The organism is Pontibacter ummariensis (genome assembly GCF_900188175.1).
GTDB classification, from domain to species: domain Bacteria; phylum Bacteroidota; class Bacteroidia; order Cytophagales; family Hymenobacteraceae; genus Pontibacter; species Pontibacter ummariensis.
Map to the genome: position 1 here is coordinate 169450 of NZ_FZOQ01000001.1, position 15406 is coordinate 184855.

11 protein-coding genes are annotated in these 15406 nt (G+C 50.4%); 7 read left to right on the forward strand and 4 right to left on the reverse strand.

Annotation, left to right across the window (positions count from 1 at the left end):
* Positions 1-11: 11 nt before the first annotated feature.
* Positions 12-2123: an ATP-dependent zinc metalloprotease FtsH gene (gene ftsH / locus CHB92_RS00865; protein WP_089317267.1), complete on the reverse strand. Its 2112-nt coding sequence runs from the start codon at positions 2121-2123 to the stop codon at positions 12-14.
* Between the two features lie 68 nt (positions 2124-2191).
* Positions 2192-2566 (reverse strand): ribosome silencing factor, encoded by a 375-nt coding sequence (gene rsfS, locus CHB92_RS00870; protein WP_089317268.1) that lies wholly within the window; start codon positions 2564-2566, stop codon positions 2192-2194.
* Positions 2567-2616: 50 nt separating this feature from the next.
* Between rsfS and CHB92_RS00875 the strand changes: the two genes are divergently transcribed.
* From CHB92_RS00875 to rlmB, 5 genes are all read left to right on the forward strand, one after another.
* Complete coding sequence (locus CHB92_RS00875) at positions 2617-3366, forward strand: biotin--[acetyl-CoA-carboxylase] ligase (RefSeq protein ID WP_089317269.1); 750 nt, start codon at positions 2617-2619, stop codon at positions 3364-3366.
* A 335-nt stretch (positions 3367-3701) separates the two neighbouring features.
* Complete coding sequence (locus CHB92_RS00880) at positions 3702-4244, forward strand: T9SS type A sorting domain-containing protein (protein WP_179222914.1); 543 nt, start codon at positions 3702-3704, stop codon at positions 4242-4244.
* Positions 4245-4367: 123 nt separating this feature from the next.
* The gene (locus CHB92_RS00885; RefSeq protein WP_089317271.1) at positions 4368-7316 is read left to right on the forward strand and encodes a glycosyltransferase family 117 protein; all 2949 of its coding nucleotides are present in this window, start codon (positions 4368-4370) and stop codon (positions 7314-7316) included.
* A gap of 203 nt (positions 7317-7519) precedes the next feature.
* On the forward strand, positions 7520-8635 hold the full coding sequence (locus CHB92_RS00890; RefSeq protein WP_245842232.1) for a GWxTD domain-containing protein: 1116 nt from the start codon (positions 7520-7522) through the stop codon (positions 8633-8635).
* Entirely contained in the window at positions 8608-9423 is an 816-nt protein-coding gene (gene rlmB / locus CHB92_RS00895; protein ID WP_089317272.1) for a 23S rRNA (guanosine(2251)-2'-O)-methyltransferase RlmB, read from the forward strand. The genes CHB92_RS00890 and rlmB overlap by 28 nt, the downstream gene beginning before the upstream one ends.
* A gap of 124 nt (positions 9424-9547) precedes the next feature.
* Here rlmB and CHB92_RS00900 read toward each other — a convergent pair whose 3' ends face one another.
* Positions 9548-10624: a mannose-1-phosphate guanylyltransferase gene (locus CHB92_RS00900; protein ID WP_089317273.1), complete on the reverse strand. Its 1077-nt coding sequence runs from the start codon at positions 10622-10624 to the stop codon at positions 9548-9550.
* Positions 10625-10632: 8 nt separating this feature from the next.
* Positions 10633-11604 carry a KpsF/GutQ family sugar-phosphate isomerase gene (locus CHB92_RS00905; RefSeq protein ID WP_089317274.1) on the reverse strand — a complete coding sequence of 324 codons (972 nt, stop codon included), beginning with the start codon at positions 11602-11604 and terminating at the stop codon, positions 10633-10635.
* Positions 11605-11668: 64 nt separating this feature from the next.
* On the opposite strand from CHB92_RS00905, the gene recQ reads away from it, so the two are divergent.
* Both recQ and purD read left to right on the forward strand, forming a co-directional pair.
* Complete coding sequence (recQ, locus tag CHB92_RS00910; protein ID WP_089317275.1) at positions 11669-13849, forward strand: DNA helicase RecQ; 2181 nt, start codon at positions 11669-11671, stop codon at positions 13847-13849.
* 199 nt (positions 13850-14048) lie between these two features.
* Positions 14049-15338: a phosphoribosylamine--glycine ligase gene (gene purD / locus CHB92_RS00915; RefSeq protein WP_089317276.1), complete on the forward strand. Its 1290-nt coding sequence runs from the start codon at positions 14049-14051 to the stop codon at positions 15336-15338.
* The last annotated feature ends 68 nt before the right edge of the window (positions 15339-15406 follow it).

Genomic DNA, 15406 nt, shown 5'->3' on the forward strand with positions numbered 1-15406 from the left:
CCTGGTTAGTGTCAAGCTGATTTCGAATTAACCGAGCTATCCTGTTCTGCTGGCTCATTGCGCTCCGGAACATCGCTGTTCTCGGGCTGCGCTTTTTTATTGCCATGCTCCAGCGGGTGATCGCCTTCCAGTTCTGTCTTGGTCTTACTGCGGTCTGTACCGCTGGTATGCGCCTGATAAGCTGTTAAGGTATCAAAAGGACGCGGTCCAACCAAGCGCTCCAGGTCGTTCTGGAACAGGATCTCTTTCTCGAGCAGCTCTTGCGCCACTAACTCAAGCTCATTGGCTTTGGACCGGAGCAAGTCTTTGGTGCGCTCATAAGCCGTAGTAATGATGCTACGCACCTCCTCATCAATCGTCTTGGCTGTAGCCTCAGAGTAAGGCTTGCTGAACGAGTAGTCAGAGTTCTGCTTCGAGTCATAGAAAGACACGTTGCCGATCTTCGTGTTCATACCGTACATCGTCACGATGCTATAGGCCATTTTGGTAATACGCTCCAGGTCGCTTAGGGCGCCTGTCGAGATCTTGCCAAACACCAGTTCTTCAGCGGCACGTCCGCCCAGGGCCATGCACATTTCGTCGATCAGCTGTTCGGTGGTGTACAGGAACTGCTCTTTCGGCAGGTACTGCGCGTAACCCAAGGCAGCTACACCGCGTGGTACGATACTTACTTTTACCAATGGGTCGGCATGCTCCAAGAACCAGCCAGCGATGGCATGTCCGGCCTCGTGGTAAGCCACAATCTTCTTCTCTTCAGGAGAGATGATCTTGTTCTTCTTCTCCAAGCCACCGATCACACGGTCGATCGCATCGTTGAAGTCCTGCTGGTCTACTGCTTTCTTGTTACGGCGGGCAGCAATCAGGGCGGCCTCGTTACAAACGTTCGCAATCTCGGCACCGGCAAAGCCAGGTGTCTGGGCAGCTAGCTTTTTCGCGTCCACGTCACCAGCCAGCGTAAGCGGCTTCAGGTGCACGTCAAAAATCTCGGTACGGCCATTGATGTCTGGCTTGTCGATGCTTACCTGGCGGTCAAAACGGCCAGGGCGCAGCAGGGCAGAGTCCAGCGTGTCCGGACGGTTGGTGGCAGCCAGGATAATAACGCCTGTGTCTGTTCCGAAGCCATCCATCTCCACTAATAGGGAGTTCAAAGTATTCTCACGCTCATCGTTACCGCCTGGTGTTGCCCCACGGCTACGGTGACGGCCGATGGCATCAATCTCGTCAATAAAGATGATACAGGGCGCTTTGGCTTTGGCCTGCTTAAACAGGTCACGCACACGGGCGGCACCCACCCCTACGAACATCTCCACGAAGTCTGAACCAGACAGGGAGAAGAACGGAACGTCGGCTTCACCTGCCACGGCTTTCGCCAGCAAGGTTTTACCGGTTCCCGGAGGGCCTACCAGCAAAGCTCCTTTCGGAATCTTACCGCCCAGCACGGTAAACTTGGCCGGGTTTTTCAGGAACTCCACGATCTCCTGCACCTCTTCTTTTGCTTCCTCCAGGCCGGCCACGTCCTTAAACGTTACCTTTACCTTGTTTTCTGCATCAAAAAGGGCGGCTTTTGACTTGCCAATGTTAAAGATCTGGCCACCGGCACCACCCGAGGTGACGCGGCGCATCAGGAACCAGAAACCGAATAACAGTAAGATCAGGAAGCCCCAGTTCAGGAAGAACTCGGCAAAGCCGGTGCGGTTCTCCAGGTTATAGGCTACCCGATCTTCTTTCGGAAGTTCGGCCTGCACCTCCTCCAAATCCTCTTTGAAGGTCTCGGCTGATATGATCTGGAAGTGGTACTGCGGGCCCTCATTTGTGGTGAAAGCGCCTCTGTTGTCGAGCTCTACTTTATACTTTTCGTTTTGTAGTGCCTCTTCTTCCAGAAAAACCTCTACTGTCTTGCCATTCACGATGGTCAGCTTACGAACATCGCCGCTCAGCAGCATTTCCTCGAACTCCTGTTGTGTTGTTTCCACAGAGGAGTTGCTTTTGTTAAGATAGGTTAGGCCAAAAATTAGCAGAATGAGCACGGCCAGCATCCACAGCTGCATGGTAGGGCGTGGAGGCCTGTTCGGGATCATCGGCTTTTTCTTCTTGTTATTGCCTTTATTATTAAATTCTGCCATTGATGTTTAGTTACAGTTGATTGAGAAACATGAGAGGGTACAAAAAGTTCTTTGTACAGCCGCCCCTGTTAGACAGACGCAATATGCTCTATGCTGGCATCGCCCCAAAGCTCCTCCAAGGCATAAAACTCTCGCTTATCTTTTAAAAATACGTGCGCTACTACATCCACATAATCCAGTAGCACCCACTCTTTGTTGGTGCGTCCCTCGCTTTGCCACGGGCTTTGCTTGGTCGCTTTGTACACTTCTTCTTCTATGGAGGAGGCGATGGCGTCTATTTGTGTATCGGAACTAGCGGAAGCTATTACGAAATAATCTGATACTGCGTTTTTAAGTGATTTAAGGTTAATCACCACTATATCGGAGGCTTTCTTCTCCTGCATACCCTTCACCACAATATCTGCCAATATGTCTGAAGTAGCCTCTGCCTTGGTTTCTTTCATTTGCGCTCTTTAAATTTGATCTACAAAAGTATTAAATCTATACATAAAATATGTTGCCTAATACGCTGTTTATAGGCCAGCAGCTGTTTTTTCTGCCAGTTTGTGAATCTACTAGCTCGGAGGCCCATCAGCTACTTAACAAAAATGAGGCCATAGAGGGTTGCACCGTAATAACTGCCCAACAAACCCGGGGCCGGGGGCAACGGGGAAACAACTGGGAGGCGGAGCCGGGGAAGAACATCACGCTTTCTGTTATCCTGTCACCTTCTTTCCTGGCCGTCCGGCAGCAATTTTACCTCAATATGGCCGTGTCGTTGGGGGTGCTCGACCTGCTGCGCAGCCAGGGGCTTGCACAGGCGCAGGTTAAATGGCCAAACGATTTATATTTTGAAGATAAGAAACTTGGTGGGATTCTAATAGAAAACACCATAAATAGCCTCTCTTTACAACACAGCATTGTTGGGATTGGTTTAAACGTGAACCAGTTAGCTTTTGGTTATCCCACGGCCACTTCAATGGCCAGCGTGGCAGGGCATCCTTTTGGCCTGGAGAAGCTGACGGAGCAACTGCTGGAGCTAGTGGAGAAAAGGTACCTGCAACTGCGAAACGGAAGACACGACAGCTTAAAGTATGACTACCTGCAGGCGCTGTACCGCTACCAGGAGGTGCACTCCTATGTGGTTGACGGGCAGGAAACAGAGGGGCAAATCGTGGGGGTGTGCGAAGACGGCAGGCTAGCGGTGGAAACAAAAGGGCAACTGCGCTATTTTGCCTTCAAAGAAATAGGGTACCTTATCTGAGTAAACAGCGGAGCCAGCGGCAAAGGCGCTTCGAGCAGAAGAGGCTGCGTGTTTTTTTAGGAGGTGAACAGGATAAATGGAGGTGTGAACAAATGTTTTTCCTAAGTAAGTTCCGAATAGGCATAGTTTTTGATGGTGCTCTAAGATAGATGGAGGCAAAATATGCAGTGTTCTTACCAGCCTCATTTACAAATATTTTGGAAATTATATTTATAGTTTTGGTATTTTAATCTATCTTTGATTGATAAATCAGGGTGTAAACATTTAAGGCACTTAGGAGTATGGGAATTTTTACTAGAGTTTTTTTAATAACGGTCCTTATTAGCTCACACCTGTTGAGTTTTGCAGGTACTGTAGCTGGTGAGCAGGTTGAAGGAGTAACCCCAACTTATAAAGGCGGCAACACGCTTTGGAAGCTTTTGCCAGATAAGGTGTCACAGCTTACGGTGTCTGCGCAAAACGCCAGGCCGGCCTTTGTGAAAAACCCGGACGAGCATACCTGCTCTAAAATTTATGCTTCTGCTGTAAGCCAGGTGTTCCATGTGGTAGAAACAAAAGCCAGCAACAGTGTTTATACGAATGTAACCTTGGCGGCTTTTGCCCCAGGCCGGGAAATAAGTCCTTTGCCTTCTATCAATGCTTATCCCAACCCCTCTCGTGGAATTACACGTCTGGCATTAAACTTGCCTGGCAACGATAGCTACAAGATCCGGATATCGAATACAATCGGTAAAGTGCTGCGGGTGCATGAGGTAGCCCCTGCGGAGAACGCTGTAGTTGAACTGGATATGAGAAGCCTGCCTTCTGGAATCTACTTTTATAGCCTGGTGGTGAATGACAAGACGGTGGAGACGAAACGCCTCGTGTTGCAAAAGTAGTTTGTGGGAAACCAAGTAAAACAGAAAGCCGGCCATCGAGTCGGCTTTTTCATTATAAACATCTAATGTATAGGCAGCCACTGAACATTATTTACTATTTTCGGGGCTGAATCAAAAAACACTATGACGGATTATCGAAAGATAAATAACATTGTGGGCTGGGTCGTGTTCCTTATTGCGACTACAGTATATGTGCTGACGCTGGAGCCAACAGCCAGTTTCTGGGATGCCGGGGAGTTTATCGCCAGTTCTTATAAATTACTGGTGCCACACCCGCCGGGAGCACCCTTCTACCTGTTAGTTGCCCGGGTGTTCTCAATGTTTGCAGGCGACCCTACCCAGGTAGCCTGGTGGGTAAACCTGTTCTCTGCTCTGGCTAGCTCCTTCACGGTGCTGTTTCTGTTCTGGACAATTACCATACTGGCACGCAAGCTATTAGTGAAAGAGGGCGAATTGCCTACTACCGGGAACGTACTGCTGATTATGGGCAGCGGCGCGGTAGGGGCACTGGCTTATACCTTTTCAGATTCTGCCTGGTTCTCTGCGGTGGAAGCGGAGGTGTATGCCCTGTCTTCCTTCTTTACGGCCATCGTTTTCTGGGCTATCCTGCGCTGGGAGGCGAAAGCGGGTGAGGCGTACTCTGACAAGTGGCTTATCCTGATTGCTTACCTGGTCGGGCTCTCCATTGGAGCGCACTTGCTGAACCTGGTAACGATTCCGGCGCTTGCTTTTGTTTACTACTTCCGTTTATACAAACCAACTTTCTGGGGAGGGGTGCTGGCCTTTGCTATAAGTGCCGTCATTGTTGTGGCAATCCTGTGGGGTGTTATCCCTGGCCTTCCTTCCCTGGCCGGTAACTTCGAAGTTTTCTTTGTGAACAGCCTGGGGCTGCCTTTCGGGTCTGGTCTGATCGTGTTCCTCGTGCTGTTAATAGCCGCCGTTATCTTTGGCCTGCGCTACTCTATCAAGCATAACAACCGGGTGCTGAATACAGCCCTGCTCAGCTTCGTGTTTGTGCTGATCGGTTATTCCTCTTATATGATGATCCCGATCCGCTCGTCTTATGACCCGACCATCGATGAGAATGACCCGGACGATATCCTGACCTTTGTTTCGTACCTGAAACGGGAGCAGTACGGTGACCGTCCGTTGCTTTACGGACCGCAGTATAACGCGCAGCCGGTAGACCAGGAAGAGGGAGCTGCCCGCTACATAAAAGGAGAAGACCAGTACATTAAGACCGGCAACAAGATTGAGCCTGTGTACGACAGCAAGGACAAGACCCTGCTGCCTCGTATTTACAGCGATCAGCCACAGCATATAGAAGAGTACAAGAAGTGGGTGGACCTGAGAGAGGGGCAAGCGCCAACCTTTGGCCAGAACCTGAGTTTCCTGTTCCGCTATCAGTTGGGGCACATGTACTGGCGCTACTTCCTGTGGAACTTCGTTGGCCGTGAAGGCGACATACAGAACTCCGGCGTTTTATGGTTCGGTGGTGATGCGGATGCCCCTGAGAGAGTACTGGAGAGCGAGGCCCGTAACCAGTTCTTCATGATCCCGCTGTTGATCGGTATCATCGGATTGATTTACCAAGCACGCAAAGATGAGCGCGATGCCTTTGTGGTAGGTCTGTTGTTCTTCTTTACTGGTATTGCCATTGCCTTGTACCTGAACCAGCCACCAGTAGAGCCACGCGAGCGGGACTATACCTTCGCGGGGTCTTTCTATGCCTTCAGCATCTGGATAGGCTTGGGTGTGCTGGGTGTTGCGGCTCTTTTAGAGAAAGTGTTGAATAATAAAACAGCGCGCGCTGCTGTGGCTACGCTTGTTTGTTTGGCGGCTCCTGGTATCATGGCGGCCGAAGGGTGGGACGACCACGACCGCTCGGACCGTTACCATTCAGTAGACTCTGCCCGCAACCTGCTCGATTCTGTGGCGCCTAACGGCATTTTGTTCACGAACGGCGATAACGACACCTTCCCGCTCTGGTATGTGCAGGAGGTGGAAGGCTACCGTACCGACGTGCGTGTGGCGGTACTGAGCTACCTGAACACGGATTGGTACATCGACCAGATGAAGCGCCAGTCTTATGAGTCAGATCCGTGGCCGCTGTCGCTGGAGAACCCGAACTACCGCCAGGGCACGAACGATTACCTGCCTTACGTAGAGCGACCACAAGTGGCCGCAGGTATTGACCTGGAGCAGTATGTAAAACTTGTACGGGAGAACCATCCGGCCCTGCAGGTACAGTACGGTGCTGGAACCACGCTGCTGACCATGCCGACGAAGAACTTCTTCCTGAACGTTGACAAGGAGCGCATAAAGGCACTGGACTTCGTGGCAGAAGACAAGGAAGACGAGATCGTAGACCGCATGTCCTGGACAATCAACAAGTCGCTACTGGAGAAAAAACACCTGGTGATGCTGGACTTGCTCGCTACGAATAACTGGGAGCGCCCGATCTATTTCTCTACAACTGTAAACAGTGCAGACTTTATCGGCCTGTCAGACTACTTCCAACTGGAAGGCCTGGCTTACCGTGTGGTGCCTGTAAAGTCTCCTGAGGGTGAACAGGGCTTCGTGAATAAAGAAGTGATGTATGAGAACATGATGAAGGAGTTCGAGTTGCGAAACTTTAATAACCCGGACATCTTCTACGACGAGAACTACTACCGCTTTGCGGCCAACCTGCGGGATAAATATGCCCGCCTGGCTGCCGCTTACCTGGCGGACGGGAATAAGGCCCGGGCAAAGGAAATCGTAGACTTCGTGTTCGAGAAACTACCGGCTGAGACGGTTCCTTATGACTACTATACGCCGCAGTTCATCCCCATCTTAGCAGAGTTGGGCGAGATGGAAGAGGCCGAAGCATTGTTGAATGCCATGGCGCAGGATGCCATTCAGTCTCTGGATTATTTCTTTGCAAAGGGCGCCCTGTATGACATGGAGATCCAGACGAACATGGTGATTCTGCAGCAGTTGATAGGTGCGGCAGAGGAACTGGGTATGGAAGAAAGAGCTGCGCAGCTACAGCAGCAGTTCATGCAGTACCTGCAGCGCATGCGCCGCTAAACAAAAAAGCTGGATTCGCAGTAAAAAAAGCCGGACCAAGAGAATAGGTTCGGCTTTTTTTCCTTAGGCTCTAATTTCTGATTTGCATGAAGCGTGTATACTTGTGGTTTTTGATGTTGGTTCTGTTTACTGCTTGTGGGGGAGGTTACAGGCCTCCGAGTCTGGCTCCTGTGCAGGTAGAACAAGAAACACCCAATATTATCATGCAGCATGCCTTCTATGGCAAGAACGACAGCCTGTTTCTGATCTTACGCTTCGAGGATGTACGCGAGGTGCTGGACGTATTGCAGGCAGCCAGTTCGTACGAGTATACTGTCAGAAACGGCGTAGGAGCACAAAGCACGGTCGTGACTAGCGACTCATTGGACTTACCGGTCAGAAGTATAACAGACGTGGAAGGGGAAGTAACAGTACGAATGGCGCTGCCCGGAAGCGTGGTGCAGGAGCCCAATGTGCTGCAGTTGATTCTCTGGAATGTGCTGTCGGGGCAGGAGCGGATGGGCGTTAAGTTCAAACTGCCGCTGACACAGCAAATGCTGCGCAAAAACTATTTGCTGGAACATGCGAAAACGGGTAAACCTCTCTTTCAGAACTATGTGACTACAGCTGATAAGTTGGTTGTAAAGAGCTTTGGAGGAGGCACAGACCCGGTGAACGTGCAGCGTTTTGCGGCAGACTTCGGACCTGCCTTGCCTCCTATGGCAGTAGAGAAAGGAGAGGTGCCGCGTACTTTGTCGGCTATCGATACAAAGTCCTTTTACCCTGGCGATACCATTCGTTTTGAAGAGCAGGGGCTTTACCTGTTCGAGCCAAACACTGCTTTCACGAGAGGCCTGTTGGTACTTCCCAATCATTACCCCCAGATAACAAAGACGGAGGAGATGCTGCAGCCGCTAATATACCTCACTACCTCCGAGGAGCGGGAGGCGCTGCTGAGAGAGGCGGACACGAAGGCCGCCGTGGATAAGTTCTGGATAGCGACAGGTGGTGACAAGAATGTTGCCCGCGACCTGATCCGCAAGTTCTATAGCCGTGTGGAGATGGCAAACAAACTGTTTTCCTCGCATAAAGCGGGTTGGGCGACTGACAGAGGAATGATTTACATTATTTACGGGGAGCCGACAAACGTAAGCCAGGTAGGTTCTAACATCACCTGGATTTACCGGAACAGGGAGACGGCACCCTACACCAAGTTCGTTTTTACAAAAAAAGAGAATACCTTTACCGAAAATCATTATGAGCTGGTACGGCGCCGCGATTATGAGGATAGCTGGTACAGCTCAGTAGCAAAATGGAGAGCAGGCAAAATAAACATGTAGGCAACCGCTATGGTGGCCACAGAGTACCCAAAGAAGAGAAAAGCGAGATGATCTTCGGTTCGCGTCCTATCCTGGAGGCGTTCTCAGCTGGTAAAGAGCTGGAGAAGATCTTTCTGCTACGAGGCGCCCGCAATCCTACTACGGATGAGATCGTTGCTCAGGCCAAGCGCTTTGAGGTGCCTGTGGTAACGGTGCCGGCAGAGAAGCTAGACAGGCTCACGCGTAAGAACCACCAGGGGGCGGTAGCTTTTATCTCTCCTATTACCTATCAGCCACTCTCTGAAATCGTGACATCCCTGTTTGAACAGGGCAAGAGCCCTTTGGTACTCGTTCTGGATCGGGTGACAGATGTGCGAAACTTTGGTTCCATAGCCCGTAATGCGGAGTGTATGGGAGTGGATGCCATCGTGATCCCCAGCCGTGGCGGTGCGCAGATCAACGCAGACGCGGTGAAAACCTCTGCAGGAGCTTTGCACCTGGTACCTGTGTGCCGCGAGCCAAACCTGAAGGAAACCCTGGATTACCTGAAAGACTATGGCTTTAACATAGTGGCCTGTACCGAGAAAACCGAGCAAATGCTAACGGACCAACCGGTAGACATGGCAGGGCCGACCGCTATTATCATGGGAAGCGAGGAGGATGGTATTTCACCGGAATACCTGAAGCGGGCTGATGTAAAATTGCGCATTCCGCTTATGGGGCAAATCGGTTCTTTAAACGTTTCTGTAGCGACAGGTATCATCCTGTACGAAGCCATGCGCCAGCGCCTGCGTGATCGCCAGGCCTAGGAAGGACTATATTGGACAAAGGACTACTTCTGGATAAGGGATAAAAGCGCAAAAGAGAAGGGCCTGCTAAGTTTAGCAGGCCCTTCTCTTTTGCGCTAACAAAGGATGTCCAAAAGTCCTTTGCCTATATATAGTCCGGGCCTTTTTTTGATTTCGCGTCTGCCATAAATTCTTTCACCTTCTGCTCTTCTGTTTTCTTACAGATCATCAGCACATTGTCATACTCCGCTACAATGTAATCCTCCAGACCCTGAATCACCACCAGGCGATCTTTTGGTGTTTTGACAATGCAGTCTTTGGTGTCGTATAGCATCACATCCCCGTCCACCACGTTGCCTTGCTCGTCTTTCGTGTTAATGGTATAGAGTGAGTTCCAGGTGCCAAGGTCAGACCAGCCGATATCAGTCAGCATCACGTACACATTGTCCACTTTCTCCATCACTCCGTAGTCGATAGATACGTTACGGAACTGGGAATATGCTCTTGTAATGAAATCGCGCTCTTCGGGGGTGTTCATCACCGCACTGCCTTCATCAAATATCTCTGTAATGTCAGATAAGTGCTGGTGAAAAGCCCGCAGGATTGTCTGAACATTCCAGATAAAGATGCCGGAGTTCCACACAAACTCCCCGCTCTCCAGGAACATCTTCGCCAGCTCCAGGTTAGGCTTCTCTGTAAAGGTCTTCACCTTCTTGATGCTCTGGGACTCGTTGTTGATGTATTGGATATAGCCATAGCCTGTATCCGGACGGCTAGGGGTAATGCCCAGGGTAAGCAGGATATCGTCTTTTGCCACAGCTTCTACGGCCTCTCTGATCACACTTGTAAACACATCCTGCTTGAGTACAGCGTGGTCGGAGGGGGTTACAATAAGGTTCGCGTTGGGGTTGAGCTGCGCTATTTTGTAGGAGGCATAAGCAACACACGGAGCGGTGTTGCGGCCTACAGGCTCCAGCAGAATCTGGTTATCGCTTAACTCCGGTAGCTGCTCCTGTACCAATTCCTTGTAGTCTTTGTTGGTGACAACAAAAACGTTTTCGGGGGGGCAAATGTCCTTAAAACGGTTCATCGTCATCTGCAGCATGGTTTCCCCTATGCCCAGCACGTCGTGGAACTGCTTTGGGTAGTTGGTGCGGCTGAAAGGCCAAAAGCGGCTTCCGATGCCACCTGCCATGATCACTACATAAGTATTGTCTCTCATAACTTAATTTATACAAGTCCTTCTTTTAGCAAGTCATGCAGGTGTATAAAGCCCGCAAATTCACCTGATTTAGTTACTACTAGTTGTGTTATGCTTTTATTCTGCATCAGTACCAGGGCCTCCACAGCATAGGCCGATGCTTCGATAGTTAAGGGGGAGGGCGTCATGATGTCCGATGCCCTGATTCCTTCAATCGTGTCATACTTATTTAGCATGCGGCGCAGGTCACCGTCTGTGATTATACCAATAAGATTTTTCTTGTTTTCCGTCAGTACGGCAGTGGCCCCTAAACGTTTGGAGGAGATTTCTATAATGATCTCCTTTAATGGTGCTTGCTCCGTTACCCTGGGTACCTGGTTTTGCGGGTAAATGTCGGCCACTTTCAGGTACATGCGCTTCCCGAGGGAGCCACCGGGGTGCAAGCAGGCAAAGTCCTCACTGCTGAAACCGCGGGCTTCCAACAAGCTTACCGCTAGGGCATCGCCCAAAGCGAGAGCTGCTGTAGTGCTGGTGGTGGGGGCCAGGTTGTGGGGGCATGCCTCGCGCTCTATGTTGGCATTCAGAATAAAATCAGCACAACGGGCCAGGTAGGAGTCTGTGCTGGAGACCATGGCTGCCAGCCTAGAGCCCTTGCGCTTTAGCAAGGGCACCAGCACCTTTATTTCCGGGGTGTTGCCGCTTTTAGAGATGCAGATCACAAAATCATCTGATTGAATCATTCCAAGATCGCCGTGAATAGCATCGGCAGCGTGCATAAACAAGGCCGGGGTGCCGGTAGAGTTAAGGGTAGCTACGATCTTCTGGGCGATGTTGGCGCTTTTCCCGATCCCGGTTACCACAACACGGCCTTTGATCTGCAGGATAGTTTTAACGCACGCTTCAAAACTTTCGTCGATAAAATTCGCTAATCTGGCGATTGCCTGGGCCTCTGCTTCTAAGACTTTTTTTGCTGTTTGGGTTATATTATTAGCGATATTCAAATTAAATTTGTGTTAGTGTACTCTTTAGGAGTACGTTGCAACCTTTTATTTTTTGCAGGATTACATGTCAGTTAAACAAGAGATAAATCTCAAGAACAAATTAAAAGAAGTTTTTGGGTATAATCAATTTAGGGGAAATCAAGAGTTGATAATAAACAATATTATCAATGGCAAGAACACCTTCGTGATTATGCCAACAGGCGCGGGCAAGTCGTTGTGTTACCAACTTCCTGCTCTTTCTTTACCAGGTACCGCCATTGTTATTTCCCCGCTGATCGCCCTCATGAAGAACCAGGTAGACCAGCTGAATGCCTTTGGCGTTAATGCTCATTTCCTGAATTCCACCTTATCCAAGGCTGAAACCAACAGAGTAAAAAAGGAGACCCTGGCAGGGGAAGTGAAGTTGTTGTATGTGGCGCCGGAGTCGCTGACGAAAGAAGACAATATTGAGTTCTTGCGTAACTCTAACCTCTCTTTTGTGGCCATTGACGAGGCGCACTGTATATCGGAGTGGGGGCACGATTTCCGGCCGGAGTACCGCCGTATTCGCGGCATTATCGATCAGATCGGTCACCTGCCGATTATCGCCCTTACGGCTACGGCTACACCAAAGGTACAGCTCGACATACAGCGTAACCTGCAAATGGACGATGCCTCTGTTTTTAAATCGTCTTTTAACCGCACCAACCTGTACTATGAGGTGCGCCCGAAGCACCACACCAAAAAGCAGCTGATCCAGTATGTGAAAAAGCACAAAGGCAAGAGCGGGATCGTGTACTGCCTGAGCCGTAAGAAGGTGGAGGAGATCGCAGAACTGCTTCGTGTAAATGACGTGAAGGCGCTGCCTTACCATGCCGGGCTGGACGCGAACGTGCGCATGGCCAACCAGGACGCTTTCCTGAACGAGGAGGCGGACGTAATTGTAGCGACCATTGCCTTTGGCATGGGCATCGACAAGCCAGACGTGCGCTTTGTGATCCATTACGATACACCAAAGTCAATCGAGGGCTACTACCAGGAAACGGGCCGTGCCGGACGCGACGGGTTGGAAGGAAACTGCATCATGTTCTACAGCTACGATGACATCGTGAAGCTGGAGAAATTTAACAAAGACAAGCCGGTAACAGAGCGAGATAATTCCAAGCTCTTGCTGCAGGAGATGGCCGCTTACGCCGACTCAGCGGTGTGCCGCAGAAAGCAGCTGTTGCACTACTTTGGAGAGGCGTACGAAAAAGACTGCGGCTTCTGCGATAACTGCTTGCACCCGAAAGAAAAATTTGAGGCCGAGAAAGAAATACAGTTGGCGCTTAAAGCCGTAGAACAAACAGGGCAGCGTTTCGGTATCGACCATATCACTGCCGTGCTAACTGGGCTGCGTAACCAGTACGTAACCAGCTACGACCACGATAAGCTGGAGGTATTTGGCGCCGGCAAAGAGCAGGATGCTCAGTTCTGGAGTTCTGTGTTGCGGCAGATCCTGCTGTCTGAGTTCCTGGAGAAGGACATCGAGAGCTTCGGGGTGATTAAGCTGACTCAGAAGGGCCTTGACTTTATTCAGAAACCATACTCCGTACAGTTAACAAAGGACCATAACTACGAGCAGGAAGTGAAAGAGGACGAGGAAAAAGAAGAAACACAGGCATCGGCCGGGCACGACGAGGTACTGTTTGACCTGCTGAAAAACTTGCGTAAGAAACTGGCCAAGGAAAAAGAACTGCCACCGTACGTGCTGTTCCAGGATCCATCCCTGAAAGAGATGGCTACTGTTTACCCAACCACAAGAGACGAACTGGCACACATTGCCGGCGTGGGCATGGGCAAAGTGCACAAGTTCGGCAAGCCCTTCCTGGATCTGATCAGCAAGTACGTAGAGGAGAACGACATCGTAACGGCCGCTGACGTGGTGGTGAAGTCCACGGTCAACAAGTCGAAGATCAAAATCTATATCATTCAGCAGATCGATAAAAAGGTAGACCTGGAGGAGATCGCTGCCTCTAAAGACCTGACGATACAGGAACTGATTGAGGAAATCGAGCACATTTGTTACTCCGGTACAAAGCTGAACCTGAATTATTACATTAATAGTATTTTGGATCAGGAGCGTCAGGAGGAGATTTACGACTACTTTATGCATGCCAGCACAGATAACATTGGCGAGGCACTGAAGGAGTTGGGTACCGATGACTATTCAGAAGAAGACCTGCGCCTGATGCGCATCAAATTCCTGTCTGAGTATGCGAACTAAGGCTCGAAACGGGATGCCATAAACGGCACTTCGCATTCGCTACATCAAAGGGCAGGCCTACAAACAGGTCTGTCCTTTTTGTTTTAAATCTCCTTTAAGTATAAGGGCGAAGGTGCTGCACGGGCAAGTATAAATCTTTAACTTCGCAGCAGATACTTTTGAGGAACAGCTATACTTTTATAATCAGCAATTACAACCCATGAACGTACTGATAATAGGATCCGGAGCCCGGGAACATGCCATTGCCTGGAAACTGAGCCAGAGCGAATACTGCGAGAAGGTGTTCGTAGCCCCCGGTAATGCCGGGACAGCCAAATTCGGCACTACGGCGGCAGTAGACATTCATAATTTCAATGAGCTGGCTAAGTTTGCCACAGACTTCGACATCATGATGCTTGTAGTAGGGTCTGAGAACTCGTTGGTGGAAGGCATTCATGATTATTTCCAGAGCTCGGAGTACCTGAAGCACATCCTGGTAGTTGGGCCGAAAAAAGCCGGTGCCATGCTGGAAGGAAGCAAGGATTACTGTAAGGCTTTCCTGCAAAAGTACGGCATTCCGACGGCACGTTACCAGACCTTTACAGAGGACACCTTCAAAGAGGCGGCAAGCTATCTCCGCGACCACAGCTATCCTGCCGTAATAAAAGCCGACGGATTGGCTGCAGGCAAAGGGGTGATCATAGCACAGGATTACGAGGAGGCGATCAGCGTACTGGAAGACATGCTGCGCAACAAGCGCTTTGGCAGTGCCAGCAGCAAGGTCGTGATTGAAGAGTACCTGCAGGGCATTGAGGTATCGGTGTTTATCCTGACAGACGGCAAGGATTACGTGCTGTTGCCGGAAGCCAAGGACTACAAACGCATTGGTGAGGGAGACACAGGGCTGAACACTGGCGGCATGGGAGCTGTTTCCCCGGTTCCGTTTGTAGACGATGCCTTTATGCAGAAGGTAAAAGACCGTGTGATCGCGCCTACCCTGCGGGGCATGCAGGAAGAGAAGATGGACTACACCGGCTTCCTTTTTATCGGCCTGATGAACGTGAACGGAGACCCTTACGTGATTGAATACAATGTACGCCTGGGCGACCCGGAGACAGAGGCAATTCTGCCGCGCATCAAGTCAGACCTGTTCGAACTGTTCAGAGCCCTGCACGAACACAAGCTTGGCGAATTTAAGCTGGAGATAGACCCTCGCACAGCCACTACCGTGTTTTTAGTATCGGGTGGTTATCCAGAGGGCTTTGAGAAAGGCAAGGAGATAAGCGGCCTGGCGCAGGTACCGAAGGACGTATTGGTGTTCCATGCCGGCACAAAAGAGCTGAATGGCAAGCTGCTCAATAACGGAGGGCGCGTAATTGCCGTTACGGCGCTGGCAGATACGATGGATGAGGCGCTGGCCAAAGCGAATGCTGCGGCAGAGGCCATTACCTGGGACGACCGTTACTACCGCCGTGATATTGGTTTTGACCTGAGAGGCATACCTGCCTAAAAATAAGTAGAAGCTAAAAACAGCGAAGGCCGGTGAATTTCACCGGCCTTCGCTGCTTAAGAGGAATA